19 protein-coding genes and 1 tRNA gene are annotated in these 26,820 nt (G+C 71.0%); 8 read left to right on the top strand and 12 right to left on the bottom strand.

Annotated features, from left to right (window positions below):
* Positions 1-11 precede the first annotated feature (11 nt).
* The 6 genes from HYQ63_RS08955 to soxR all read right to left on the bottom strand — a co-directional run bounded on the left by HYQ63_RS08955 (position 12) and on the right by soxR (position 6,297).
* Positions 12-2,045, bottom strand: coding sequence for a hypothetical protein (locus HYQ63_RS08955; protein ID WP_179933331.1), 2,034 nt, complete (start codon positions 2,043-2,045; stop codon positions 12-14).
* Positions 2,042-3,235 (bottom strand): 5'-methylthioadenosine/S-adenosylhomocysteine nucleosidase, encoded by a 1,194-nt coding sequence (locus tag HYQ63_RS08960; protein ID WP_179933332.1) that lies wholly within the window; start codon positions 3,233-3,235, stop codon positions 2,042-2,044. The genes HYQ63_RS08955 and HYQ63_RS08960 overlap by 4 nt, the downstream gene beginning before the upstream one ends.
* Positions 3,236-3,241: 6 nt before the next feature.
* Positions 3,242-4,000: an NUDIX domain-containing protein gene (locus tag HYQ63_RS08965; protein WP_179933333.1), complete on the bottom strand. Its 759-nt coding sequence runs from the start codon at positions 3,998-4,000 to the stop codon at positions 3,242-3,244.
* A gap of 518 nt (positions 4,001-4,518) precedes the next feature.
* Positions 4,519-5,292, bottom strand: coding sequence for an integrase core domain-containing protein (locus tag HYQ63_RS08970; protein ID WP_257231756.1), 774 nt, complete (start codon positions 5,290-5,292; stop codon positions 4,519-4,521).
* 344 nt (positions 5,293-5,636) lie between these two features.
* A tRNA-Pro gene (locus HYQ63_RS08975) sits at positions 5,637-5,713 on the bottom strand.
* A 110-nt stretch (positions 5,714-5,823) separates the two neighbouring features.
* The gene (gene soxR / locus HYQ63_RS08980) at positions 5,824-6,297 is read right to left on the bottom strand and encodes a redox-sensitive transcriptional activator SoxR (protein WP_179933334.1); all 474 of its coding nucleotides are present in this window, start codon (positions 6,295-6,297) and stop codon (positions 5,824-5,826) included.
* Between the two features lie 54 nt (positions 6,298-6,351).
* Between soxR and HYQ63_RS08985 the strand changes: the two genes are divergently transcribed.
* Positions 6,352-7,044, top strand: a complete 693-nt coding sequence (locus HYQ63_RS08985; RefSeq protein WP_179933335.1) for a transketolase — start codon at positions 6,352-6,354, stop codon at positions 7,042-7,044.
* A 63-nt stretch (positions 7,045-7,107) separates the two neighbouring features.
* Entirely contained in the window at positions 7,108-8,031 is a 924-nt protein-coding gene (locus HYQ63_RS08990) for a transketolase family protein (RefSeq protein ID WP_179933336.1), read from the top strand.
* Between the two features lie 13 nt (positions 8,032-8,044).
* On the opposite strand, the gene HYQ63_RS08995 is transcribed toward HYQ63_RS08990, so the two are convergent.
* Positions 8,045-8,986: an alpha/beta fold hydrolase gene (locus HYQ63_RS08995; protein ID WP_179933337.1), complete on the bottom strand. Its 942-nt coding sequence runs from the start codon at positions 8,984-8,986 to the stop codon at positions 8,045-8,047.
* 272 nt (positions 8,987-9,258) lie between these two features.
* Here HYQ63_RS08995 and HYQ63_RS09000 point away from each other — a divergent pair, with 272 nt between their 5' ends.
* The gene (locus HYQ63_RS09000; RefSeq protein WP_179933338.1) at positions 9,259-12,483 is read left to right on the top strand and encodes an amidohydrolase family protein; all 3,225 of its coding nucleotides are present in this window, start codon (positions 9,259-9,261) and stop codon (positions 12,481-12,483) included.
* A gap of 82 nt (positions 12,484-12,565) precedes the next feature.
* On the opposite strand, the gene HYQ63_RS09005 is transcribed toward HYQ63_RS09000, so the two are convergent.
* Complete coding sequence (locus HYQ63_RS09005) at positions 12,566-13,540, bottom strand: LysR family transcriptional regulator (protein WP_179933339.1); 975 nt, start codon at positions 13,538-13,540, stop codon at positions 12,566-12,568.
* Between the two features lie 70 nt (positions 13,541-13,610).
* Here HYQ63_RS09005 and HYQ63_RS09010 point away from each other — a divergent pair, with 70 nt between their 5' ends.
* Positions 13,611-14,723, top strand: a complete 1,113-nt coding sequence (locus HYQ63_RS09010; RefSeq protein WP_179933340.1) for a TDT family transporter — start codon at positions 13,611-13,613, stop codon at positions 14,721-14,723.
* Positions 14,724-14,778: 55 nt separating this feature from the next.
* Here HYQ63_RS09010 and HYQ63_RS09015 read toward each other — a convergent pair whose 3' ends face one another.
* The 3 genes from HYQ63_RS09015 to HYQ63_RS09025 all read right to left on the bottom strand — a co-directional run bounded on the left by HYQ63_RS09015 (position 14,779) and on the right by HYQ63_RS09025 (position 19,394).
* The gene (locus HYQ63_RS09015) at positions 14,779-15,525 is read right to left on the bottom strand and encodes a helical backbone metal receptor (protein ID WP_179933341.1); all 747 of its coding nucleotides are present in this window, start codon (positions 15,523-15,525) and stop codon (positions 14,779-14,781) included.
* Between the two features lie 106 nt (positions 15,526-15,631).
* On the bottom strand, positions 15,632-18,253 hold the full coding sequence (locus tag HYQ63_RS09020; RefSeq protein ID WP_179933342.1) for an ABC transporter permease/substrate binding protein: 2,622 nt from the start codon (positions 18,251-18,253) through the stop codon (positions 15,632-15,634).
* On the bottom strand, positions 18,246-19,394 hold the full coding sequence (locus tag HYQ63_RS09025) for a glycine betaine/L-proline ABC transporter ATP-binding protein (RefSeq protein ID WP_179933343.1): 1,149 nt from the start codon (positions 19,392-19,394) through the stop codon (positions 18,246-18,248). The genes HYQ63_RS09020 and HYQ63_RS09025 overlap by 8 nt, the downstream gene beginning before the upstream one ends.
* A 234-nt stretch (positions 19,395-19,628) precedes the next feature.
* On the opposite strand from HYQ63_RS09025, the gene HYQ63_RS09030 reads away from it, so the two are divergent.
* The 4 genes from HYQ63_RS09030 to HYQ63_RS09045 all read left to right on the top strand — a co-directional run bounded on the left by HYQ63_RS09030 (position 19,629) and on the right by HYQ63_RS09045 (position 23,871).
* Positions 19,629-20,540 (top strand): 5'-3' exonuclease, encoded by a 912-nt coding sequence (locus HYQ63_RS09030; protein WP_179939897.1) that lies wholly within the window; start codon positions 19,629-19,631, stop codon positions 20,538-20,540.
* 47 nt (positions 20,541-20,587) lie between these two features.
* Positions 20,588-21,466: a siderophore-interacting protein gene (locus HYQ63_RS09035; protein WP_179933344.1), complete on the top strand. Its 879-nt coding sequence runs from the start codon at positions 20,588-20,590 to the stop codon at positions 21,464-21,466.
* Positions 21,467-21,883: 417 nt separating this feature from the next.
* Positions 21,884-22,675: an IPT/TIG domain-containing protein gene (locus HYQ63_RS09040; RefSeq protein ID WP_179933345.1), complete on the top strand. Its 792-nt coding sequence runs from the start codon at positions 21,884-21,886 to the stop codon at positions 22,673-22,675.
* 182 nt (positions 22,676-22,857) lie between these two features.
* Positions 22,858-23,871, top strand: a complete 1,014-nt coding sequence (locus tag HYQ63_RS09045; RefSeq protein WP_179933346.1) for an IPT/TIG domain-containing protein — start codon at positions 22,858-22,860, stop codon at positions 23,869-23,871.
* A gap of 46 nt (positions 23,872-23,917) precedes the next feature.
* On the opposite strand, the gene HYQ63_RS09050 is transcribed toward HYQ63_RS09045, so the two are convergent.
* Positions 23,918-26,743: an RNA helicase gene (locus HYQ63_RS09050; RefSeq protein ID WP_179933347.1), complete on the bottom strand. Its 2,826-nt coding sequence runs from the start codon at positions 26,741-26,743 to the stop codon at positions 23,918-23,920.
* Positions 26,744-26,820 lie beyond the last annotated feature (77 nt).

The following is a 26,820-nucleotide window of genomic DNA, read 5'->3' on the forward strand; positions in this document are numbered from 1 at the left end:
TCCGGGAGGACTCAGTCGGTGCTGTCCGCGGGCGGTGGACTGTCGGCGTTGTTCCGCTCGATCCATGCCTTCCCGTCGGCGGCGATGCCCTCCAGGAGGCGGAACGTATGGGCGAAGCCGGCCGCGTCGAGGTTGTTCTGCGAGAGGTCCCGGGCGTTCTCGTACGGTTCGAGTTGGTGGCTGTCGGCGTCCTTAATCCGGATGGTTCTGGCGGGGCCGTTGGAGAGGAGCAGCGCCATCTCGTAGCCGATGCGGTCGTCCTCAGTGACCTGTACGGAGGAGAAGGCGTTGAAGCGGTAGTTGGTGCGTTGTTCGCCCGGGCGAGTAGCGCGGGCGAAGTCGACTTCGGTGCTGATCTCACGGATACCGTTCCGTGTGGCCAGGAACAGCCGGAGGGTGTATCGGGAGTAGCGCCAGGGGCCGCCTCGGCGCCGTGCTCGTCTGTAGGGGCGTGCCGGTGTCGTCAGGATCGTGTGGGCGATGATGTCGTACCAGGTGAGCTGGTGGTGACGGAGCACATCGGCGGTGAAAAGGACCTTGTCGTGGCTGAGCCACGCCTCCATCTCGGCGTCGGAGGGCCGGATGGCTTCCAGTCGCTCCTTCCAGCGCTGGAACTCCTCCTCACGGGCGTACATCCGCCGGTGGTACTCCTGCGTCTCCTCGACGAGCCGCTGTTCCTCGCTGCGTATGTCCAGCCACACCGAAGCTGCCCGGCGCCCGCTCCCGATGGTGCCGAAGAACACGGCGAAGGTGAGGAGGCCGTGGAACGCACCCGCCGAACCTGTCGCGGCGGTGACAGTGATGGCCAGGGACGTGACGCCCAGCACGGCCAGGGCGAGCCCGCAGGCGAGTTTCGTCGTCACCGGAGTCCGGTACCGCTGCCGGTGGGCGAACAGCGCGCCGTTGTGATGGCGGTCCTTGGCGTCCCGGGCCAGGTAGCGGATGAGCCAGTTGACCCGGTCGACGCTGATTCTGCTTTCCCGGTAGAGGAACGCGACCTCGGCGGCCAGAACGGCGCGGATGCCAGCGGTGTGGGCGAGCCACTCGGGATGGTCGAACCCGTGCGGCACGTATTTGCCGAAGTAGTGCTCGAAGGACTTGCGGACGCGGCTGGTGAACCCGTCCGCGGCGGGGGCTCCGCCGCCCGCGGGTGCGGGGGAGGGGGCGGCCGGATCCGGTACCGGCTCCTGGTTCGACGCTTGGTCCAGCTCCTGCTCCTTGGCCTGCAGCCGGTGCTTGTTGTGCCACCATCGCTGGCCGAACCGGGCGGCGAGGAATCCGGTGCCGAGCGCGATCAGCAGCTCGACGATCGCGGTCAGCGGCTCCGCGATCACTGCCGAGATCCCGAGGAATCCCGCGGCGACGACGAACAGACCGGTCCAGGCCGCCAGGCGAGGACGGTAACGGAAGGCGGTGCTCTCCTCGGGAGGCCGGGTCCGTGCCCCGATGGGATCGGGCTCGAAGTAGTACCGGACCCGCCGGGAACGGTCACCACGGAACTGCCCGGCCTTGGCGAGCTCACAGATCTCGGCCCACAGGGTGGCTTTTGTCCGGCTGGTGAGCACGAGGTCGAGGTGGTGGACGATCAGGTCACGCTGGGGCGGTGCCAGATCCCTCAGCCGCTTCAGCACGGCGGCGGTCTCACTGTCAGCCTTGCCGGGCAATGCCAGCAGATCGAAGACGACCTGCAGACCGGGTTTCCAGTCCTTGTCCTCGGCGTAGCCCTGCATGACGTCCCGCGTCCGGTCCAGCTGACGGCGCTCCTCGGCGCTGAGGTCGTGGTGGGCGCGTTTGCTGAGCATGGCGAGCGTCCAGTGGAAGCGGATCTGCGGGCCGTCGTGGTTGTGGGTGATCGCGTCCCAGATCAGTTCCCGCGCCCGGCCGGGCAAGCCTTCTTCCAGACAGCGGACCCCGACCTCGTACTTCTTCTGGGGCGAAGCGTCCGGCGGGACGATGTTGATGGTGGAGTCGTGTACGTCCGAGGCCTGGAAGCCGACGAAGGAATCGTGCGCCTCGTTGTGCGTGGAGGGAAAGCCCTCGGTCATACCGGGTCACCCGCCGCCGCGATCAGGGACGCGAGACCGGCGGCCAGTTCCGGGTGGTCGGCGAGCAGGCCGCGCAACTTCCTGAGCGCCATAGCTGCCTTCTTCGGATACGCCGGGGCGTTCGCGGTGCACTTCTCCGCTGCGCGCCTCGCGATGCTCAGTTCGCCCTGTGCCTCGTGGAGAGTGTCCGCGTCGAGGGTCCCGTTGGCGTGGTGTCGTGTCAGGTGGTCACGGAAGTGGTCCAGCTCCGCGACCAGTTCCGTCGGGGTGGACGCCTTCGGAGTTGCCCCGCCGACGTGGATGGTGCTGCCGGTGACCTCTCCGGCCATGAATCCCACCGTGCTGGAAAAGGCCGTGTTGACGACGCTTCCGCTGCCCCTGCCAGTTCTGTCTTTCTGGGCCATGACGGTCCGCTCCTCTTCTTCCGCTTTCTCTGCCAGTTCCGCTTCCTTGATCAGTTCTGAAGCCAGCCGTACCGCGAAAGCCGCCGCGTTCGCCGCGGCGCGTGGCTGCCACTCGCGGTCCTCCGCACCGTTCTTCGTGCCGTCCGCCCGGTCACTGATGCCGCGGACGATGCCGACCGGCAGACTGCTGAGATGGCCGGCCTGTGCCACGCCGGCGGCTTCCATGTCGATCGCGAACGCGTCGTTGTAGTGCTGCCGGAGCCATGCGGCCTCGGCGGAGTTCCGCGAGTTCTGCAGGACCTCACCGGCGGCTATCGGGCCGAAGTGCACCCGCGGCACTTCCCCGTTCTCCGATGCGTGGCCGACCCGGTCCGTCATCCGGGCCAGATGCTGGCCGAGCTGGATGGTGCCGTGCGGCGCCTCCCACACCCGGGGCCGCGCCTTGAGTCCGTCGTCCTCGCTGGTCGCGCCGTGGTAGGCGTACACATGGGTGGCCATCACCACGTCGCCCAGCGCGATCGAGCTCCGCATGCCCCCGGCGACACCGACGAACAGTACGGCTGCCGGAGAGAAGTGCTCGATCGCGCGCTCCGCCAGCACTGCGGCCGAATGGTTCCCCTTGCTCGTCAGGCCGAGTGCCACACGGCACGAGGTGCCCGGCACGGTACCGACCTCGAACCGCGTGCCGCTCTTGTGTACGGTCACCTGTGGATCGGCCAGTTTCCTGTGCACGGCCTCGTATTCGAGATTGAGGGCAGCGAGAATCACCACCAGGTCATTTGACATGTATTCTCATTCCTTTGCGTGTTCCTCTGTTTGTTCATCCACCTGCTGTCCCGCCGGTGCTGGCGCGGGCCGGACCAGCGGAGGCGAGAGCACCGTGGTCGGTCCCGCGCGGAACAGACGTGCGGGGCGCCCCACCGTGGTCCTGCGTCCCGTCCCGGCCGGAACGATGAACCCGTCCACGGCCTGGATCTTCCGGTAGAAATTCCGGGTGTCGAGCGTGACGCCCCACACCGCCTCGTACACCTGCCGCAACTCGGCGATGGTGAAAAGGTCTCCACAGAACGCCGTGGCCAGTGCGGAGAACTCGAGTTTCGTACGGGCACGTTCAATTCCGTCCGTCACTATCCGATCGTGATCGAAAGCAAGCTTCACCTGCCCGGAAAGGACCGTGTCCGTCGGAATCCATGAGGCATTCGCGGCATCCGTTCCCGCGACCGGCTCAGGAAGGCGCGGTGCGATCGCCAGATGCGCAACCGAGACGACCCGCCCACGCGGATCACGCCCTGGATCCCCATAGGTGGCCAACTGCTCCAGATGAAACTGCCGGGCATCAACAGCGGTCTCCTCGCCCAGCTCGCGGCGAGCGGCCTCCGGGATCGCCTCACCGGCGTGGTTGAGGAAGCCGCCGGGCAGCGCCTGCATGCCAGCGAAGGGTTCCTTGCCCCGCTCCACGAGCAGGACACACAGCCGCCCCTCACGCAACGTCAGGATTACAAGGTCAACTGTGAGCAGAACGGACGGCGGCGCCCAGGAATCATCACGCATGGTGCCGACCGTATCGGATTGCTGTCACATTGACAATATACCCCTCGACATGCACTGCTTGGCACACTATTTGTGAGCAGCAACATCGATCATCGAAACACCGACTGCCACCGCCCCTCACCGGCCACGTCGCCGATCTGCCACGCCGTCAAGCTCCGTACGACGCCGTACACGGAAGCGGTCAAGTGGCACATGGATCAGCTTCGACGCGGCGCATCGCGCCCCACCGAACAACGCAACTACCCAGGTTTCGAACCTATGAGACCGCTACCAGCACCCGACACCTGACCAGGGCGGATGTAATATTCGGCACTCACAGTATCGATCGCGGCTGACATGACGCGACGGGGAGAGGACTCCGGGCGGGTGACGGGCTCCTCTCCCTGTTGTGGTGGAGTGGGAGGTCGTCGTAGGCAGGCGCCGTTTTCGGCCGCCGCTTCAGCAACGGTGAGGTTCGCTCGCCGCCAAGAGGTGACCGTGGCTGGTCGCAACGCGGAGCACGTCCCGCAAAGCCCCGGTCAGTTCCTTCGCCAACCGTCGCAGGTCCGCATCCTGGTCGCCGAGCGTCTCCGAAACCTGCGGGTGCCGGAAACGGTGTCACCGTATGCGACCTGCGCATATTGGTGGATGAGGCCGCCGAGTCGATCGCGTCGAAGGACTCGAGTGTTGTCGGTGGGGGTGGGTGGTTCGGGCTCGGTGAGTAGGTCCGGCGTTCGTTGTCCGAGGGATCGGTGTGGCCGGTGTTCGTTGTAGTGCTCTGTGTACTTACTGACGACGAGGCGTAGGTGGCGCTCTCCCGTGATCAGGACGCGCCCGAGTCGAGCCAGCTCACCTTGGATCCTCCGGTGCCCCCACGTCGGATTCTCCCTGGCCAGGCGCAGGACGAGCTTCTTGATCGCTGCCGGGGTGGGTGGGCGACCGGTGCCCCGGCGCGCGGTGTAATCCCATTTCACGGCGATGAACCTGCGGTGCCAGGCAAGCAGGGCGCCGGGGGCGACAGGGAAGATCTTGAGCCAGCGGCGCTGGGGTATCAGCCCGGACAGGGCGGCGAACCAGAACCGGTCGGCGGGCTCATAACGGACCGATCCGGGCAACTGGCGACGCAGGACCGCGTTCTCGTGCCGCAGCACCAGCAGTTCCGTCTCCTTCGCCGTCCCGCGACGCAGGAGCACCGATGGAACAGTGAGCAGCTTCCGGTCCCCTTGTACAGCAAGGACGCAATCACGCAGGACATGATCCCAGCGAACTGACTGCATCCCGCTCACCTGCGGCGATGACTTTTCGAGCGGCACACGGTCCCCGCTCCCCCGCTCTTCCTGTCGCATGGGGAGCACGGCGCCGTGCTCCCACCCCGAAAGAGGGTCGGGAGCCGACAAGGGGTTCTTATGCCTCTCGATGCAGAGAGCATCCGGATCGATGGGGTGACCTCAGGGGCCTACGGTTGACGACGGCACACAGGGGCTCAGTATGGCGCCGTAGGTCTACCGGATCGGGTGACGGACGAATCGGACACCGTTGACACGTCCGCGAGTTGGGAGCACGAGGGCTCCCAGAGGGCTCCCCATCGCTCCCTGCCCAGACACGACAAAGGCCGCTTCCGCTACCCGCGGAAACGGCCTCCGACCTGCGAAAACGCTGGTCGGGACGACAGGATTTGAACCTGCGACCCCTTGACCCCCAGTCAAGTGCGCTACCAAACTGCGCCACGTCCCGGTGCTTGTCCGGCTTGGGCTTTCCCCTTGCCGGGCGCGCATGAAGAACAATACCGCACTTCAGGGGGTGCTCGCCTCCACCCCTGGGCGAGGGCTCGGGGCGACCCGGGGTTACGGGGTGTTTTCGGGGGGTGGCGGGGTGTCGCCGAGGAGGTAGCGGGCGCCGGGGCCGTGGGTGGAGGCGGTGTCGGAGGGGTTGTAGAGGGCGCATTTGCGCAGGGAGAGGCAGCCGCAGCCGATGCAGCCGGTGAGCTTTTGCTTCAGGCGTTCCAGGTCGGCGATGCGCTGGTCGATGCGGTGGGTCCAGGTACGGGCGACGGCGTTCCACTGAGTGGCCGTGGGGGCGCGGTCGGCGGGGAGGCGGGCGAGGGCCGCGGCGGCCTCGTCGAGGGTGAGGCCGACGTGCTGGGCGGCCCGGATGAAGGCGACGCGGCGGAGGGTGGCGCGGGGGTAGCGGCGCTGGCGGCCGACGGTGCGTTCGGAGTGGATCAGGCCGAGTTCCTCGTAGTAGCGCAGGGCCGAGGTGGCGAGGCCGCTGCGGGCGGCCAGCTCGCCGATGGTGAGGCGATCGGAGGACGAGGTCATGGGCGCGATGCTAGCGCTTGACTTCAAGTCGACTTGAAGTTGCAGGCTCTCCGTATGACCTCGACCTACACCGACCTTCCGCGGCTGATGAGCCTGATGACCGGCGACGAGAAGCATGGGCCAGCCGCCACCTCCACGCTCGACGCGCTCTGGGTGCTGTACGACCGCGTGCTGCGCGTCTCGCCGGAGACCGTGGACGATCCGGGGCGGGACCGGTTTCTGCTGTCCAAGGGGCACGGGCCCATGGCGTACTACGCCGTGCTCGCGGCCAAGGGGTTCTTCGCCGACTCGCTGCTGCCGGGGTTCGGCTCGTACGACTCGCCGCTCGGCCACCATCCGGACCGGGTGCTGGTGCCGGGGGCCGAGATCAGCAGTGGTTCGCTCGGGCACGGGCTGCCGCTGGGGGTGGGGACGGCGCTGGGCCTGCGGGCACAGGGGCTCGACGGGGACGGCGGGCCCGCGGTGTGGGTGCTGATCGGCGACGCCGAGCTGGACGAGGGGAGCAACCACGAGGCGATCGCGTACGCGGGCGCCGCCGGGCTGGAGCGGCTGCACACACTCGTCGTCGACAACGCCTCCGCCACCTATGGCCGCCCGGGCGGCATCGCCTCCCGGTTCGAGGCCGCGGGCTGGTCCACGGCGACGGTCGACGGGCGGGACCACGACGCGCTGTACGACGCCTTCACCGCACCGCATCCGGGGCGGCCGCGCGCCGTCGTCGCCCGGGTCGAGGGCAAGGGGGCGTGAGGCCCGTTCTGCGTGTTTCCGTACCTTTCGGCTTTTCGGCTTATTCGTTAAGGGGATTTTTTCGTGGACACCATGCGTGAGCGCTTCGCCTCCACCGCCTCCCGTCTCCTCGACGACGACCCCCGGCTGGCGGTCGTCCTGGCGGAGATCGGCAAGGACGGCTTCGCCGACGCCCTGCGCGCCCACCCCGACCGGGTGATCAACGTCGGTATCCGGGAGCAGTTGCTCGTCGGCGTGGGCGGTGGACTGGCGCTGACCGGGATGCGACCGATCCTGCACACCTTCGCCAGCTTTCTGGTCGAGCGGCCCTTCGAGCAGGTGAAGCTGGACTTCGGGCACCAAGGGGTGGGCGGGGTGCTGGTGAGCGCGGCGGGGTCGTACGACTGGCCCGCGGGCGGCTTCACCCATATGGCGCCCGGTGACGTCGCTCTGATGGACACCCTCGACGGCTGGACGGTGCACGTCCCCGGCCACCCCGACGAGGCCGAGGCGCTGCTGCGGGACGCGGCCGCGGCCGGGGACGACTCGGTGTACGTACGGCTGTCGGCGCACGCCAACGCGGCGCCGCGGCCCATCGCCCCGGGGCGGTTCCTGACCGTGCGGGAGGGGCGCGACGGGGTGGTGGTCGCGGTCGGGCCGATGCTCGACGGCGTGCTCTCGGCCGTCGAGGAGGGCGAGGGGCTGGACGTGACCGTGCTGTACGCCACCACCGTGCGCCCCTTCGACGGGCGCGCGCTACGGTCCGCCACCGGTGCGGCCGCCGCCGCTACGGACGTCGTACTCGTGGAGCCGTACCTCGCGGGTACGTCGACGGCGGCCGCGAACGACGCCCTCGCCGACGTTCCGCACCGGGTGCTCGGGCTCGGTATCGCCCGGCGCGAGCTGCGGCGCTACGGGACGATGGAGGAGCATCTGGCGGGGCAGGGGCTCGATCCGGTGTCGTTGCGTGAGCGCATCGCCGGATTTTTGAGGACCGGGCGGCGGTGACCGGCGGCCCGGCTCAGAGGTGTTTGTCGAGCCAGTCCAGGAGGTCCTGCTGCACCTCGTCGCGGTTGGTCTCGTTGAGGATCTCGTGCCGGGCGCCCTGGTATCCCTTCCAGCTCAGCTCCCGGGTGCCGCCGTAGCGGAAGTCCTCCAGGAGTTCGTAGACCAGGGTCATCCGCTGGTTGCAGGGGTCCTCGGTGCCCACCGCCAGGTGGACGGGGAGCGCGGCCGGGATGCGGGACTGGTTGCGCGGGTCGTTGATCTTGCGGACGGCGCGCAGCCAGTCCAGCGAGAGTCCGGCGCTGAAGGGGAAGCCGCAGTGCTCGTCGGCTGCGTAGGCGGCGACCTCGGCCTGGTCCCGGGAGAGCCATTCGAAGCCCGTCCCGAACTCGTACGGGTCGTTGAACGAGGCGAAGAGCGTGGGGACGAAGGTGGACAGGGCCGTACGGCCGCGTTCCGCGACCTCCCGCTCGATGGCCGCCATCGCGTCCTCGATCTCCGCGCCCGGCAGTGAGCGGAAGGTGCCGGAGAGGATGAGCCCGGCCAGCTCCCCGCCGTACTCCTGGGCGCAGTCGCGGGCCAGCATGGAGCCCATGCTGTGGCCGAGCAGGATCAGCGGCACTCCGGGGTGGTCGGCGCGGGCGCGGTCGCCGATGGCGCGCAGGTCCGCGACGATGGCCCGCCAGCCGTCGCCGTCCTCACCGACGACCCCGAGGCCGCCGGTGGACTCGGCGGTCGCCCCGTGGCCGCGGTGGTCGGAGGCGACGACCGCGTAGCCGTGGCCGGCCAGGAAGCGGGCGAAGCGGTCGTAGCGCCGGGCGTGTTCGGCGGCGCCGTGGGCGATCTGGACGATCGCTCGCGCGGGGCTCGACTCCGGCTGCCAGGTGTACGTCGCGACGCGCACGCCGTCCGGGGCGGTCAGGTGGTCCGTGCGGTGGGTGATGCCGCCTGCTGGCATGCGCTCTCGTCTCCTGGGCCGTTGGGGATGGCGCCCTCGTGACGAGGGCGGAATCCCACTCTCCCTTCGCCGGGCCGCCAAGCCAAGGCCATGGACGGGCGTTGTTGCCGGTGCCGGCGGGTGGTTGTCGCCGGTACGGGCCGGTGTTGACGCAGCGCCGACAAGGTGCTGACGAGGTGTTGACCGGGAGCACGGGCGGTGTGTAACGATCAAGCGCTTTCCGTACCACCTGCAACTCCTGAACCGTGCAACTCCCTGTACCAGGAGGATCGTTGGATACATACGAAGCACCTGACGAGGCATCGGACGGGGCCCCGTCCCCCTTCTCCCGACGGCGCTTTCTCCAGGCGGCCGCCGCGGGCACCGCCGTCGCCGCCGGCACCGCCGCGCTGCCCGCCGAGGCGGTGGCCCAGGCCGCGGCCCGGGCGGAGGCGCGGCGGGTCTCGCTCTCCTTCACGGCGGCCACCAACGGCGCCGCGTCCCTCTCCCCCTCCGGCGACCGGCTGATCGCCGAGGTCCAGAACGTGCTGTGGTCCGTCCCCCGCAAGGGTGGCGACGCCGTCGCGCTCACCCCGCCCGATCTGGAGCCCACCCGTCCGGTCCACTCCCCCGACGGGAAGCTGCTGGCCGTGTGCGCGTACCGGGGCGGCGGCTTCCACATCTGGACGCTGCGCCCCGACGGTTCCGATCTGCGGCAGCGCACGGACGGGCCGTGGGACGACCGCGGACCGGCCTGGTCGCCCGACGGCACCCGGATCGCCTTCGCCTCCGAGCGCGGCGGCGATCCGGTGGCGGGGAGCCCGTACCGGGTGTGGGTGCTGGACGTCGCCGGCGGCGAGCTGACCCGGCTGACCGGGCTCCCCGGCCAGGACGGGCCGCTCCAGGGCGGCGCCTGGGAGGACTTCGACCCCACCTGGTCCCCGGACGGCGAGCGCGTGCTGTTCGTGCGCGGCGTGCCCGGCGCGACCGCGCTGGACGCCCGTACGGTGGCCTCCGTACGGGCGGACGGCACCGGGCCGGTGACCGTCGAGCGCACCGACGCGACCACGGGCGCCCAGGTGATGACGCCGTCCGTGTCGGCGGGCGGCAAGCTCGCCTATCTGCGCACCACCGTCGCCCCCGACGCGTCCTGCACGCTGGTCGTGGACGGCACGGCGGTCGCGGTCGAGGGCGATGTGCAGCCGGTGCCGCCGCGGTGGGTCTCGCGCGAGGAGCTGCTGCTGACGGTGAACGGGCGGTTCCGGCTGGTACGCCCCGACGCACCGGCCAAGGGCGAGGAGATCCCGTTCGCCGCCACCCTGCCGGTCGACCGGCCCCGGTACCCCGTCAAGCGGTACGACTTCGAGGGCGGCGGGGCGCGCCCGGTGCGCGGACTGCATCTGCCCGCGCTGTCGCCCGACGGCCGCGAGGTGGCCTTCGCCGCCCTCAACTCCCTCTGGATCGCGGACGTCTCGGGCGGCCGCGCCCCGCGCCGGGTCGTCCGGGCGGACGCCACCCGGTATCTGCTCGCCCCCACCTGGACGCGCGACGGGCGCGCCCTGGTGTACGCCGACGACCGGGACGGGCTGCTCGCGGTGCGCCGCCGGGACCTGGCCTCCGGCGAGGAGAAGGTGCTCGCCTCCGGCGGCCGGGTGCACCCCGCGCTCTCCCCCGACGGCAAACGGCTCGCCAGTATCGACATGTCGGGAAACCTCGTCGTACGGGACCTCGACGCCGGTACGGAACGGGTGCTGGCCGCGCCGCTCGGGGCGGGCGGGCTGCCCGGCCGCCCGACCTGGTCGCCGGACGGCCGCTATGTCGCGCTGTGCGACCGCAACCGGCTGAACCAGAGATTCCGCGAGGGCTACAACCTCATCCGGGTCGTCGACACCAGCAGCGGCACCGCGAAACTGCACGCCGTCGCGCCGCACACCTCCCTGACCGACCGCTATGACTCCGGCCCCGTCTGGTCCCCGGACGGCCGCCACATGGCGGTCGTCGCCGAGTCCGCCCTGTGGCTGCTGCCGGTCCGGCAGGACGGCAGCCCGGACGGCGACCCGCGCCGGCTGACCGACGAGGCGGCCGACCATCCGTCCTGGTCCGCGGACTCGGGCAGCATCCTGTATCTGTCGGCGGGCAGGCTGCGGCTGCTGGACGTCGCGAGCGGTGACGTCCGTACGGTGCGCGTCCCGCTCGACCACCGGCGCCCGCGCCCGGCCGACACCGTGGTGCGCGCCGGGAGGTTCTGGGACGGTACGGGCGGCGGCGGCACGGTCCGCGAGGACGTCGACATCGTGGTGCGCGGCGGGCGGATCGCCGCCGTCGAGGCGCACCGCGGCGGGCGGCCCGCGAAGCGCCGTGTCGACGCCTCGTCCCACACCGTCGTCCCCGGGCTGTGGGACGCCCACACCCACCCCTGGCAGTACACCTACGGCGGCCGCCAGACCGCGCTCCAGCTCGCGTACGGCATCACCACCGCCGTCTCGTTCGGCGGCTTCGCCTACGAGCAGGCGCGGCTGCGGGAGGCCGTCGCGGCGGGCGCGCTGGCCGGGCCGCGGCTGCTGGCCACCGGAGAGCTGCTGGACGGGCCGCGGGTGGCGTACAGCATGGGCCGCGCGCACCGCACCCGGGAAGGACTGCGGCGCTCGCTGGACCGCGCCGCGGCCCTCGACTGGGACTTCGTCAAGACGTACGTCCGCGCCCCCGGATGGATCATGGAGGAGGCCGCCCGCTTCGCGCACGACCGGCTCGGGGTGCGCTCCGGCAGCCATCTGTGCACCCCCGGCATACAGCTCGGCCAGGACCTGACGACCCATCTCCAGGCGACGCAGCGGCTGGAGTTCGGGCATGTGACGACGGGGACGGGGCGCGCCGAGCAGGATGTGACGGAGATCTACACGGCCTCCGACTTCCGGCTGATCGCCACGCCGTTCGCCGCCCAGCCGCTCGTCGGCACGGACCCCTCGCTGGCCGAGGACGAGCGCGTCACCCGGCTGATGCCGCCGTGGGACACCGCCCTGGTGCGGCAGCTGGCCGGAGCGCCGCCGACCGACGCCCAGCTGGCCACCCTGCGCGCCGAGATCGCCATATACCGGCGGATCCTGGCCGGTGGCGGAGTGGTCGCCCTGGGCACGGACCAGCCGCTGGCACCGGTGGGGCTCCATCTGCACGTGGGGCTGCGGGCGTTGCACCGATTCGGGATGTCGCCCGCGGAGGCGCTGCGCACGGTGACCGTTCTCCCGGCGCGGGCGTTCGGCGCCGACCGGGATCTGGGCACCCTGGAGGTCGGCAAGCTGGCGGACCTGACGGTCGTGGACGGCGATCCCTTCACCGACTTCGACTCGATGGTACGGACGGTGTCGGTGCTGCGGGGCGGGGTGCCGTTCGAGCAGCGGCAGCTGGTCGAGGCGTTCCCGGCGCCCGCCGGTGCCCGTGCGGCGCACGGGCGGTCGGCGGAGCACTGGCTGGAGGTCGGGCGGCAGTTGCGGCGCGACGGGTGCTGCGACCTGCACATCTGACGGCACATCTGACGGCCGTCTGAACCGTTGACGGGCATCGGAAACCGTCGACGGACATCCGAAAGGCAGCGCCGGGCCCGGCTCAGACGGTGGGAGCCGGGCCCGGTCGCGTCAGGCCGAGCAGGTCGCGGGCCGGTCCTGTGGGGTGGGGGCCGGACGGCCAGACGGCGCGCAGGTCGCGCCGGAGGGGGATGTCCTGGACCGCGATCTCCACCAGGCGGCGGGCCGCCAGCTCCTCGCCGACGGCCAGGCGGCTGAGCACCGCGGGGCCCGCCCCGCTCACCGCGGCCGCCTTGACGGCGGTCGTGGAGGCCAGCTCCAGCAGGGGCGCGGCCAAGCCGCCGTGGGCGGCGAGCGCGGCGTCCAGCACCTGCCGGGTGCCGGAGCCGCGTTCGCGGAGGATGAGCGGTGTGGCGGCCAGTTCGGCGGCGTCGGGCGGGGTGCGGCGGCGGGCCCAGGGGTGGCCGGGAGCGGTGACCACCGTCAGGCGGTCGTGGCCGATGACCGCGCCGTCCAGACCGTTCGGGGTGTCCAGGCCCTCGACGAAGCCGATGTCCGCCTCGCCGTCCAGCAGCCGCCCGGCGACGGCCGCCGTGTTCCCGGCGAGCAGCGAGACGGCGGTGTCGGGGCGCAGGGCGCGCAGGGCGATCAGCCAGCCGGGCAGCAGATACTCGGCGATCGTCATGCTGGCGGCGACCCTCAGCCGGGAGTCGCGGCGGTCGCGCAGCGCGTGGACGCCCGCGTCGAACGCCTCGGCCGCCTCCACCACGCGCCGCGCCCAGTCCGTGACGAGCGCCCCGGGCGCGGTGAGCCGGGAGCCGCGCGGCGAGCGGTCCACGAGCGCGACGCCCAGCCGCCGTTCCATCGCCCTGATCCGGCTGCTCGCGGCGGGCTGGGTGATGCCCAGCTCCCGGGCGGCGCGGCCGAGGCTGCCGAGCCGGGCGACGGCGAGCAGCAGCTCCAGCGCGCCGAGGTCGGGGACGCGGTACGCGAGGGGGGTGGGGTGCGCCGGGCCGTCGTCGCCGGGTGTGGGGCGCTTCCGGCGCTGCTCGCTCATAACGTCAGCTTATGCCCTCATAGAGAAGACGGGCCTGGTGGGAGGCGCGGCACCGGGCGAAGGTGCGTTCATGGTCACTGCCGCGCCCGCCCCGCCCCTCCCCGCCGCCGTCCGGAATCACCCGCCCCGGCCGTCCGTACGCGGCCTCGGCCCGAACTGGTACGCCACGGTGATGGGCACCGCCATCGTGGCCACCGCGGGCGCCGGGTTGCCGGTGCGCGTCCCGGGGCTGAGCGGCGTGTGCCGGGTGGTGTGGGGGCTGTCGGCGCTGATGCTCTGCGCCGTGCTGGCCGCCCGCGCGGCGCACTGGGCGCGCCATCGCGACCGGGCCCGCGCCGATCTGCTCGACCCGGCGGTCGCGCCCTTCCACGGCTGCCTCCCCATGGCGCTGTCGGCGGTCGGCGCGGCGACGCTGTCGGTGGGGGCGCAGGTGATCGGCGTACGGGCGGCGGTGGCCGTGGACGCGGCCCTGTGGGCGGCCGGAACGCTCACCGCCCTGCTGACGGCGGCCGGGATCCCGGCCCTGATGGTCGTCACGCACCGGATCGGCCCCGGGGACGCGTCCCCGGTGTGGCTGCTGCCCGTGGTGGCGCCGATGGTGTCGGCGGCGACCGGTCCGGCGCTGGTGCCGCATCTGCCGCCCGGGCAGGGGCGGGAGGCGCTGCTGCTGGGGTGCGTGGCGCTGGCCGGGGCGAGCCTGCTGGGGACGTTCCTGATGCTGCCGCTGATCTTCGACCGGCTGGTCCGCCACGGTCCGCTCCCGGCGGCGCTGACGCCCGCGCTGTTCCTCGTGCTGGGCCCGCTCGGGCAGTCCACGACGGCCGCGGGCGGGCTGGCCGACGCCGCGGCGTACACGCCCGGGGTGCCGGAGGCCGCCGTCCGGTTCGCCTCGGTGGCGTACGGGGTGCCCGTGATGGGGTTCGCGCTGCTGTGGCTGGCGTCGGCGGGGGCGCTGGTGGTGCGGACGGTGCGGCGCGGGATGCCGTTCGCGATGACCTGGTGGGGGTTCACCTTTCCGGTGGGCACGTGTGTCACGGGGGCGGCGGCACTGGCCCGGCACACCGGTCTGCACGCGCTTGGCTGGCTCGCGGCGGGGCTGTACGCCGCCCTGGTGGCGGCGTGGGGGCTGGTCGCGGCGCGCACGGCGCTCGGCCTGGCGCGCGGCACCCTGCTCGCGCCCTAGGGGGGTGTCTTGCCGAGCATGCCGGGCTCCCGACGCCTCCCCCTGAGCCCGGTCCTCACCGAGCCGCCTCCAGGGCCGCGCCCAGCACGGCGGGCGCCTCCGCCAGCGAGGGGCCGTACCAGGTCAGATGGCGGCCGCTGACGAGCGCGGCGGGCAGTCCGGGGAACGCCTCGGGCCCGTCGTCGGCCGTGAAGAGGTACGGCTCGTCCGGCAGCACCACCAGCTCCGCGCCGCACCCCGTCAGCTCGTCGATCGGGATGCGGGGGTAGCGCTCGGGGTGCTCCGCGTAGAGATGCCGTACGCCCAGCCGGGCCAGCAGGTCCCCGGCGAAGGTGTCCCGGCCCAGCACCATCCACGGCCGCCGCCACACGGGAACCACGGCCCGCCGCTCCGGCCCGGCGGCCCGGACGGCCCGGACGTCCGCCCAGGCGGCCTCGGCCTCGTCCAGCCAGCCGGGCCGCGGTAGCCCGCAGCCGCGCACCAGGACCCGGTCCAGCTCGGCGAACGCCTGCTCCAGCGTCCGTACCTCGGTCACCATCACCTCCAGCCCGGCGGCGCGCAGCGCGGCGAGGTCGGGGGCGCGGTTCTCCTCCTCGTTGGCGAGGACGAGGTCCGGGGAGAGGGCCGCGATGCGGGCGGTGTCGGGGTTCTTGGTGCCGCCGACGCGCTCCGCGCTCAGCCCCGGCGGATGGCTGCACCAGTCGGTCACCCCGGTCAGCAGGCCGGGCGCGGTGGCGGCGACGGACTCGGTGAGCGAGGGCACGAGGGACACCACGCTCCGTACGCGGGCACGAGTACTCATCGCCCCACGGTACGGCGCGGGCCCCCGCGAACGGCCGCCGCCGCGGGCCGGAGCGATGGGGCTCCGGACCGCGGCGGCGGATGGTGTTACAGCGGGGCGACGGGGGTCAGGGGGTGACCGGCGCCATCTTGTCGACGATGCCGGGGTGGGCGTCGATCCACTTCTGGACGCCCTCCTCCTCGTTGCCCTTGCCCGCGTCCTGCACGGCCTGCTCCAGCGTCGCCAGCTCCTTCTCCGTCATGTGCCACTTCTTCAGCCACCCGTTGAACTCGGGGAACTTCTTCGGGAAGGACTTGTGGGCGAGCGTGTGGAGCTGGTTGTTGGCCCCGAAGGCCTTCTGCGGGTCCGCGAGCTTGGTGAGCTTGTACTTGCTGTACGCCCAGTGCGGGGTCCACAGGACGACGGCCACCGGTTCCTTCTTGGCGTACGAGCGCTCCAGCTCCGCCAGCATCGCCGGGGAGGAACCGTCGGAGACCTTGTACTCCTTGTCCAGGCCGTACGCCTTCAGGACCTTGCTCTTGAGGATCTTCATCTCGCCGGTGCCCGGTTCGATGCCGACGATCTTGCCCTTGAAGAGGTCGGACTTCCCCTTGAGGTCGGCCAGGGACTTCACGTCCTTGACGTACGACGGCACGGCGATCTCGAGAGAGGTCTTGTCGTACCACGACCCGACATCGACGAGGTTCTTCTTGTATCTGTCCCAGTACTGTTTCTGCGCGACCGGCAACCAGCCGTCGAACTCGACGTCGATCTGCCCGGTGCTCATCCCGGTGAACATCGAGCCGACGTCGTACTGCTTGATCGACGGCTTGTAGCCGCGCTTCTCCAGGACGTTCTTCCACAGGTACGTGGTCGCGATGTCCTCGTCCCACGGGAAGTAGCCGATCTTCGGCGCGGCGCCCGCGTCCTTGCCCTTCTGGTCGGCGCCGCCGGGCACCGGGGCGAGCTTGCTCGCGATCCCCGGGTTGTCCTTCATCCAGGCGCGCACGCCCTCCTGCTCCTTGCCCTTACCGGCGTCCTGGATGGCCGACTCCAGGCTGGTGAGCTGCTTCTCGCTCAGCTTGAAGTTCTTCATCCACTTGGCGATCTGCGGGTTCTTCTTCGAGAAGCCCTTGCGCGCAATCGTGTCGATGTGGTCGCCCTTGCCGAAGGCGCCCTTGGGGTCCTTCAGCTTGGTGAGCTTGTACTTGTCGTACGCCCAGTGCGGGGACCACAGGGTGACCGCGATCGGCTCCTTCTTGGCGTAGGAGCGCTCCAGCTGGGAGAGCATCGCCGCGGTGGAGCCCTTGACCAGCTGGTAGTCCTTGTTCAGGCCGTACCCCGGCATGACCTTGTCCTGCATCAGCTTCATCTCACCGGCGCCGGGCTCGATGCCGATGATCTTCTTCTGGAAGGTGCTGGACTTGGACTTGAGGTCGTCGAGGGACTTCACGCCCTTGACGTACGAGGGGACCGCGACCTCCAGGGAGGTCTTGTCGTACCAGGAGCCGAGGTTCTCCAGCTTGTCCTTGTACTTGGACCAGTACGTGGCGTGGGTGGCCGGGAGCCAGGCGTCGGTCTGCATGTCGATGTTGCCCGCGGCCATGCCGGTCCACAGGGCGCCGACGTCGTACGACTGCACCTTGGGCTTGAAGCCGCGCTCCTCCAGCAGCTCCTTCCACAGGAAGGTGGAGGCGATGCCCTCGTCCCAGTTGATGTAGCCGAGGTTGACCGACTGGCCCTTGCCGACGTTGGCGGAGACGGCGGGGCCGGTGTCGTCGTCGGCGAACATCTTCATGCCGCCGGCGACCAGCGCCAGGGCGACCACGCCGACCATGGCGACCGAGGTCGCGGGCCGCCAGTGCAGCACCCGCGAACCGGTGAGCGCCTTGGCCCTCTCCTTGGCCAGCGCGCGGCGGGCCAGCGGGGAGACGCGCTGATTGAGCGCGCTGGTCATCCGGTCCAGGTACATGGCCAGGATGACCACCGCGATGCCGCCCTCGAAGCCCATGGCCACGTCGACGGAGCTGATCGCCTGGAAGACCGTGGACCCCAGGCCCTCGGCGCCGACCATGCCCGCGATGACGACCATGGACAGCGCCAGCATGATCACCTGGTTGATGCCCGCCATGATGGTGGGCAGGGCCAGCGGCAGCTGGACGCGCAGCAGGGTGCGGCGCGGATGGGTGCCGAAGGCGTCGGCCGCCTCGACCAGCTCGGCGTCGACCTGGCGGATGCCCAGCTCCGTCATGCGGACGCCCGGGGGCATCGAGAAGATGACGGTCGCGACGACACCGGGGACGACCCCGAGGCCGAAGAAGAAGATGCCGGGGATCAGGTAGACGAAGGCGGGCATCGTCTGCATGAAGTCCAGCACCGGGCGGATCGCCGCGCTGACGGCGCGGTTGCGGGAGGCCCAGATGCCCAGCGGCACCGCGAACACGATGGTGATCACACCGGCGACCAGCACCAGTGCGAGGGTGTTCATCGCCTCGCCCCACAGCTCGATCGAATCGATGAGCGCGAAGCCGAGGAAGGCGAGGACGGCGGGCAGCAGCCCGCGCAGCCACCAGGCGAGCACCGCGAGGATGCCCGCGAACAGCAGCGGCTCGGGCGCGCTGAGCACCGAGTTCACCCCGTCGTACATGCCCTGCACGACGGAGGAGATGAAGTCGAAGAGCCAGCTCAGGTTGTCACGGAGCCAGTTGACGCCGGAATTGATCCAGTCGCCGAGTTCGAGCCTAGGCACCGGTGATCACCTTCTTCGCGGACTCGGGCGCGTCCCCGCCGCCGGGTGACGGCGGTGTCGCGCCGTCGCCACCGGTGTCCCCGTCGCCGAGGACGGCGAGCAGCCGGGCGCGGGCGACGACACCGACGAGGGTGCCGTCACCGTTGGTCACCGCGACCGCGGTGCCGCTGCGCGAGCAGGGGGTGAACAGCTCGGCGATCGGGGTGTCGGTGCCGACGGTGGCGGGGGCGGCGTCCAGCACGTCCTGCTCGGTGCGCAGCGGCGTGCCGTCGTCGGCGGTGGTGCCCAGCACCTCGGCCGGGTCCGACATGATCGCCCCGGCGGTGAGCACCCGGGACCGGTCGACGTCCTGGGTGAAGGAGGCGACGTAGTCGTTGGCCGGGGTGACCAGGATGTCCTCGGCGGTGCCGATCTGGACGATTTGGCCGTCACGCATGACGGCGATACGGTCGCCGAGGCGCATGGCCTCGTTGAGGTCGTGGGTGATGAAGACGATGGTCTTCTTGAGCCGCTTCTGGAGCTGGACCAGCTGATCCTGCATATCGCGGCGGATCAGCGGGTCGAGCGCGCTGAAGGACTCGTCCATCAGCAGCACGTCGGCGTCCGTGGCCAGGGCGCGGGCGAGGCCGACGCGCTGCTGCATACCGCCGGACAGCTCGTCGGGCCAGGACTTCTCCCAGCCGGCCAGACCGACCATCTCCAGGGCCTCGGTGGCGCGCCGCACACGCTCCTCGCCCGGTATGCCCTGGACCTCCAGGCCGTACCCGGCGTTCTCCAGCACCGTGCGGTGCGGGAAGAGCGCGAAGTGCTGGAAGACCATGCTGATCTTGTGGGAGCGCACCTGGCGCAGATCGCGCGGGCTGAGCGCGGTGAGGTCGTCGTCGTCGAAGAGGACGCGTCCGGCGGTCGGCTCCAGCAGCCCGTTCAGCATGCGCAGCAGCGTGGACTTCCCGGATCCGGACAGACCCATGACGACAAATGTCTGGCCCGCCTCGACCGCGAAGGAGGCGTCGATGACCGCAGCCGTCGTGCCTTCCGCCCGCAGTTTCTCGCGGTCCGCACCGCCCTCGAGATCGGCTACCGCCTCATCGGGTCTTCTGCCGAACACCTTGTACAGGTGTTCGGCTCGCAGTTTGGACACATATACCTCTCATATCGCACCAAAAAACGACCCGCCACCCCCGCCGGCAGGTCGTGGAACAGCACGGCACCGGGACCGCATGCCCTACGCAATAGTTGAATCACGCAAGGGCCTCGCTCCGGGGGCGCGCCTGCCCCTGTCCTTATGGCGTAAACCATACGGTGACCCAGCTCACATTCCCAGTCCGGCAGTGTCACCGGCGTACGGCATTATCGAGATGTGACCCGACGCCTGATGCTTCTCGACACCGCTTCTCTGTACTTCCGCGCCTATTTCGGGGTGCCTGATTCGGTCAAGGCCCCCGACGGCACTCCGGTGAACGCCGTGCGCGGGCTGCTGGATTTCATCGCCCGGCTGGTCCAGGACCACCGGCCGGACGATCTGGTGGCCTGTATGGACTTCGACTGGCGGCCCGCCTGGCGGGTCGAGCTGATCCCCACGTACAAGGCGCACCGGGTCGCCGAGGAGGCGCCGGAGGCGACCGCGGTCGACGAGGAGGAGGTTCCGGACACCCTCTCCCCGCAGGTCCCGGTGATCGACGCGGTGCTGGACGCGATCGGCATCGCCCGGGTGGGCTCGGCGGGCTACGAGGCGGACGACGTGATCGGCACGCTCGCCGGGCGCGCGACCGGCCCGGTCGACATCGTCACCGGCGACCGCGACCTCTTCCAGCTGGTCAGCGACGAGCGCCGGGCGCGGGTGCTGTACCCGGTCAAGGGCGTCGGCACGCTCCAACTGGTGGACGAGGCGCTGCTGCGCGAGAAGTACGGGGTGGACGGCAGCGGATACGCGGATCTGGCGCTGCTGCGGGGCGACCCGAGCGACGGCCTGCCGGGCGTTCCCGGGGTCGGCGAGAAGACCGCCGCCAAGCTGCTGGCGGCCCATGGCGATCTGGCCGGGATCATGGCCGCGGTCGACGACCCCGGCTCCAAGCTGACCCCTGCGCAGCGCAAGCGGCTGGACGAGGCGCGGCCGTATCTCGCGGTCGCCCCCAAGGTCGTCCGGGTCGCCTCGGACGTCCCGCTGCCGCCGTTCGACGCCGCCGTGCCGCGGACGCCGCGCGACCCGCGGGCGGTGGACGCGCTCGCGGAGCGCTGGGGACTGGGTGGATCCTTGCGGCGGGTGCTCTCCACCCTTGAGGGATAAGGTGTTAGGTTAGCTTAACCTAACCATCGCCGATCAAGGAGCCCGCCATGGCAGACCGTCCTGCCCGTAAACGTCCGCGGCCCCACCGGGCGCAGGTAGTACGCACCGACCGGCTGACCCCCCACATGGTGCGGGTGGTGCTCGGTGGCGACGGTCTCGTCGACTTCAGCGCCGGTGAATGGACCGACCACTACGTCAAGCTGCTGTTCCCCGCCGAGGGCGTGGCGTATCCCGAGCCGTTCGACCTGGAGCGGATCCGCGAGGAACTCCCGCGCGAGCAGTGGCCGGTCACCCGTACGTACACGGTGCGGGCCTGGGACCCGGCGGCCCGCGAGTTGACGATCGACTTCGTGGTCCACGGCGACGAGGGCCTGGCCGGACCGTGGGCGGCACGCGCGCGGCCCGGCCAGGAGATCTACTTCCAGGGGCCGGGCGGCGCCTACGCCCCGCACGAGGACGCCGACTGGCACCTGCTCGCCGGTGACGAGAGCGCGCTGCCCGCGATCGCCGCCGCGCTGGAGCGGCTGGCCCACCGGCCCCAGGGCGCGGGCAGGCCCGTCGTGCACGCCTTCATCGAGGTCGAGGGACCGGAAGAGGAGCACAAACTGGCCGTCCCGGACGGGGCCGAGGTGGTATGGCTGCACCGGGGCGCCGCGCCGGTCGGCGAGGCGCTGGTGGCGGCCGTCCGCGGGCTGGACTTCCCGGCCGGGCAGGTGCATGCCTTCGTACACGGCGAGGCGGGCTTCGTGAAGGAGATCCGCCGCTATCTGCGGCTGGAGCGCGAGGTGCCGCGCGAGTGGCTCTCCATCTCCGGCTACTGGCGGCGCGGCCACAACGAGGACGGCTGGCAGGCGTCGAAGCGGGAGTGGAACCAGCAGGTGGAGGCCGAGCAGGAGGCCCAGGCGCCCAAGGAGGCGGCCGCGTAGGGCACACCGCACACACACGCGCGTACGCGGGCGGGTGGACGGCTGGGACCGTCCGCCCGCCCGTTGTGCTTTCGGGGACCTTCGGCGGTCGTCAAGTGGGGGCGTACGACGGCAGAGAAAATCCGTTAACAGGTTTTAACCCTACTTACACATGAATTCCCGGTTGCTCCAGTTCCACCTTCCGGCCCCTTCACCCGATGGCTTAAATCGGAAGCAGCGAGATGGACGGCGCCCCTCGCACACGGCGCCGAGTCGCTTCATCCCGAAGACCCGCCCCCAGGCGCCGGCCCCGAGGCCACGGGTCTTTCACCAGCCGTTCCCGCGCACCGGGACGTCCTCCGCGGTCGCGGAGCGCGTCAGCCATCGGCCTGCTCTCCGCGCCTCCCGGCGCAGCGGCTCCATCGAAGGAGAAGGATCATGGCAACCATCACCTCCGTGGTGGACACGACCACCACCACCAACCAAGGCAAACCCGGGGACACCGTCCAGATCAACGGCACCGCGATGGCCACCACCACCCGCGTGAACTTCGGGTCGACGGCCGTCACCCCGACGGGCGTCACCGCCACCCAGGTCACCTTCGTCGTGCCCAGCACGGCGCCGTGCTCCGGCCAGGTCGCCGTCAGCGTGACCAGCAACACCGGCGCCACCAGCAACGCCCTGCCGTTCTTCGTCATCGCCACGCCGACGACCACCGGGCTGAGCGTCACCTGTCTGTCGGCCGCCACCGGTGGCGCGGCGACGCTGTTCGGCACCAACTTCCTGACCGGCACTCAGGTCGCCGTGGGCACCGTCGGCAGCGTCGCGGTCACCCCCACCCAGACCAACCAGGTCACCTTCACCGCACCGGCCAACCCGGGGCAGGTCGCCGCCGTGTCGACCCAGCCGGTGACCATCACCACGGCCGGCGGCACCAGCACCTCGGGCACTACCCTGGTCGACTACTACCTCACGCCGGCCATCACCTCCGTGGTGCCCGCGACGGGCACGGCCGGGGACGACGTCACCATCAACGGAACGTCCTTCATCGGCGTCGACACCGTCACCTTCACCGACAGTGCCGCCGCCACCGCCACCGCGGTCTTCACGCCCTTCAGCGACACCCAGCTCGTCGCCACCGTGCCGGGCGGGCTCGCCACCGGCGCCGGGACCATCACGGTCAGCACCTGTGGCGGGGACTCCAACGCCCAGGCGTTCACCATCACCTGACGCCGGCGACGACCGAGCTCCGACAGCGTCACCGCGCAGTCGCCCCAGGGGGTGTCTTGTCGGTCAGGCCGGATCAGCAGGCGTCGGGAGCCCGGCATGACCGGCACGACGCCCCCTCACGCCCTGGCCGACAGCCGCCGGCCAGGGCGCTGCCGTCGAGGTACGAGAAGGAGAACCGCGTCATGGCCCCCATAGTGACCAGCGTCAGCCCCGCCCAGGGCACCCCGGCGGGAGGCACCCCCGTCACCATCACCGGCTCCGGCTTCACCGGCGCCACCGCGGTGAGGTTCGGCTCCAGCCTGGCCACGAACGTGGCCGTCGTGAGCAGCACGCAGATCACGGCCAGGACGCCCGCGGGGACCGGCACGGTCAAGGTCACGGTCACCGGGCCGTCGGGGACCAGCACCCAGAACGTGTTCTTCACCTACACCACCGTCGCGGCCCCCGTTCTCACCTCGCTCAGCCCGGCCTCGGGTCCCCCCTCCGGCGGCAACACGGTCACGATCACCGGCACCAATCTCTCCGGGGCGACCTCGGTCATGTTCGGGATCAACGCGGCGGCCATCCTCACCAACGCCGCCACCCAGATCACCGTCACCGCGCCCGCAGGGCCGCCGTCCGCGGTCAACGTCACCGTCACCACGCCGGGCGGCACCAGCAACCCGCTGCCGTACTCCTACATCACCGCGCCGGTCGTCAACGATCTCTCCACCCACCTCGGCCCGGCCACCGGAGGCAACACCGTCACCGTCTTCGGCAGCAATCTGACCCTCACCAGCGCCGTCGCCTTCGGCGGAAGCCCGGCCACCGCCATCAACGTGATCTCCGACAGCCAGCTGACCGTCACCGCCCCGGCCGGGTCCGGCACGGTCCAGGTCACCGTCACCACCCCCGGCGGCACCAGCTCGACCGGGAGCGGGAACCCGCACTACACGTATCTCGGCGCCCCGGTCCTCACCAGCCTCAACCCGCCGAACGGCCTGGACACCGGGAGCGAGTCGATCGTGCTCGTCGGCAGCAACCTCACCTACACCGACTCGGTGACCTTCGGCGGCGTCCCGGCCTCGTTCGCCGCGATCTCGGACACCCAGGTCGTCGCCACCACCCCGGGCGGGCCGCCCGGGGTGGTGAGCGTCGTCGCCCACACCCCGGCCGGGAACAGCAACGCCCTGCCGTTCACCTACGACCCGTCGTGACCCCGGCCCCGCAGGGCCGGTCCCAGGGCCGTAGGGCCTCAGGGCCTCAGCCGACGGAGGAGTACGCCACGACCCCGCGCAGCAGCCCGTCGACCGCCTTGCGGGCGTTACGCGCCACGCTGCCGTCCGGGGCGGCCGCCGCGATCTGGCCCAGCACGTCGATCAGCTGCTTGCACCAGCGCACGAAGTCACCGGCGGGCATGTCCACTTCCCGCAGCAGCTCGTCCAGCCCATGGCCGGACGCCCAGCGGTAGGCGGCCCAGGCGAAGCCCAGATCCGGTTCGCGCTGGCCGACCCCCTCGGCCTGGTTGATCTTGTGCTCCTCCTCCAGGGCGTCCAGCCGGCCCCAGATACGGACCATCTCCCCCAGCGCCTCCTTGGCGGCGCCGGTGGGGAGCTTGGGCGGCAGCGCGTCGTCCGCCGCCCGGGACTCGTACACCAGCGCCGAGGCACACGCCGCCAGCTCGGCGGGCTTCAGCCCCTCCCACACGCCGTCCCGCAGGCATTCGCTGGCCAGCAGGTCCAGCTCGCCGTAGAGCCGGGCCAGCCGCTTGCCGACGTCCGTGACCTCGTCACCGCGCAGATAGTCCAGTTCGGACAGCAGCGCGCAGATCCGGTCGAAGGTGCGGGCGATGGTGTTCGTCCGCCCCTCGATGCGCCGCTCCAGCTGGCGGGTGTCGCGCAGCAGGCGGTGATAGCGCTCGCCCCAGCGGGCGTGGTCCTCGCGGTCGGAGCAACCGTGGCACGGGTGGGCGCGGATGGCGGCGCGCAGCCGGGCGATCTCGGTGTCGTCGGCCGCCCGCGAGCGCTCCTTGCGGTGCCGCCGCACATCGTGGTGACCGGCCTTGGTGCGCAGCGCGGACGCCAGGTCCCGGCGGGACTGCGGGCTGCGCGGGTTGAACGACTTCGGGATCCGCATCCGGTCCAGCGGCTCGACCGGCACCGGGAAGTCGATCGACGCCAGCCGCTTGACCTGGCGCTCGGCGGTGAGCACCAGCGGGCGCGGCCCGTCGTGGTGCTCGAAGCCGCGGTGGCCGTTGGACCGCCCGGCGGCCAGCCCCGGGTCCAGCACCAGGGCGAGTCCGGCGAACTTGCCGGTGGGCACATGGATGACATCCCCCGGGCGGAGCTTCTCCAGCGCCACCGCGGCGGCCGCGCGGCGCTGCGCGGCGCCCTGCCGGGCGATCTCGGTCTCGCGATCCTTCAGCTCGCGGCGCAGCCGCGCGTACTCGTCGAAGTCGCCGAGGTGGCAGGTCATGGAGGCGCGGTAGCCCTCCAACCCCTCCTCGTTGCGCTGCACCTGACGGGAGATGCCGACGACCGCCTTGTCCGCCTGGAACTGGGCGAACGAGGTCTCCAGCAGCTCCCGCGAACGGTGCCGGCCGAACTGGGAGACCAGGTTGACCGCCATGTTGTACGAGGGCTTGAAGGACGAGCGCAGCGGATACGTGCGCGTGCCGGCCAGGCCCGCGAGGGCGGCCGGGTCCATGGCGCGCTGCCACAGCACGACCGCATGGCCCTCGACGTCGATGCCGCGCCGCCCGGCCCGCCCGGTCAACTGGGTGTACTCACCGGGGGTGATGTCGGCGTGCTGCTCCCCGTTCCACTTGACGAGCTTCTCCAACACCACCGAGCGGGCGGGCATGTTGATGCCCAGCGCCAGGGTCTCGGTCGCGAACACCGCCTTGACCAGGCCGCGGACGAACAGCTCCTCCACGACCTCCTTGAAGGTGGGCAGCATCCCGGCGTGGTGGGCCGCGATGCCCCGCTCCAGGCCCTCCAGCCATTCGAAATACCCCAGCACATGGAGGTCTTCGTCGGGGATGCCGGCGGTGCGCTCCTCGACTATCGCCCGCACCTGGGCGCGCGCCGCGTCGTCGTTGAGCCGCAGCCCCGCGTACAGACACTGCTGGACGGCCGATTCGCACCCCGCCCGGCTGAAGATGAACGTGATGGCGGGCAACAGCCCCTCGGCGTCGAGCCGGTCGATGACCTCCGCTCTGCCCGGGGTCCAGATCCGGCTGCGCTGGCGGCGCTCGCGCTCCCGGTCGGCCTCCCGCATGTTGTTCCGCCCCCGGCGCTTGTCGCGGCCGAAGGCGGGGCGGCTGTTCTCCATCCGGGCCAGCCGGACGAGGTCGGGATTGACCTCGCGACGGCCGGACTGGTCGCCGTCCCGGCCGCTCTTCTCCTCGAAGAGGTCGTACATCCGGCGCCCCGCCAGCACGTGCTGCCACAGCGGCACCGGGCGGTGCTCGGAGACGATCACCTCGGTGTCACCGCGCACGGTGTCCAGCCAGTCGCCGAACTCCTCGGCGTTGGACACCGTCGCGGACAGTGATACGAGGGTCACCGACTCGGGGAGGTGGATGATGACCTCTTCCCAGACGGCGCCGCGGAAGCGGTCGGAGAGGTAGTGCACCTCGTCCATCACCACATAGCCGAGGCCGAGCAGCGACTGCGAGCCCGCATACAGCATGTTGCGCAGCACCTCGGTGGTCATGACGACCACCGGAGCCTCGGAATTGACGCTGTTGTCCCCGGTGAGCAGGCCGACCTTGTCGGCGCCGTAGCGCTTGACGAGGTCGGCGTACTTCTGGTTCGACAACGCCTTGATGGGCGTGGTGTAGAAGCACTTGCGGCCCTGGGTGAGCGCCAGGTGGACGGCGAACTCGCCCACGATGGTCTTGCCCGAGCCGGTGGGGGCGGCGACCAGCACGCCCTTCCCGGCCTCGAGGGCCTGACACGCCTCGATCTGGAACGGGTCCAGCGCGAAGGCGTACATCTCGCGGAAGGGGGCCAGCGCGGTGGCCTGCTCGGCGGCCCGGAGGCGGGCCGCCACATAGCGCTCGGCGGGAGATAGCTCGTCGGTCATCGTATGTACGAGACTACCGGCCACCTCCGACAACGCACGCGATCTTTACGGCGGGATGGGGATCGGGGCCCGCCTGG

This window comes from Streptomyces sp. Rer75 (assembly GCF_013414305.1).
GTDB lineage: Bacteria > Actinomycetota > Actinomycetes > Streptomycetales > Streptomycetaceae > Streptomyces > Streptomyces himastatinicus.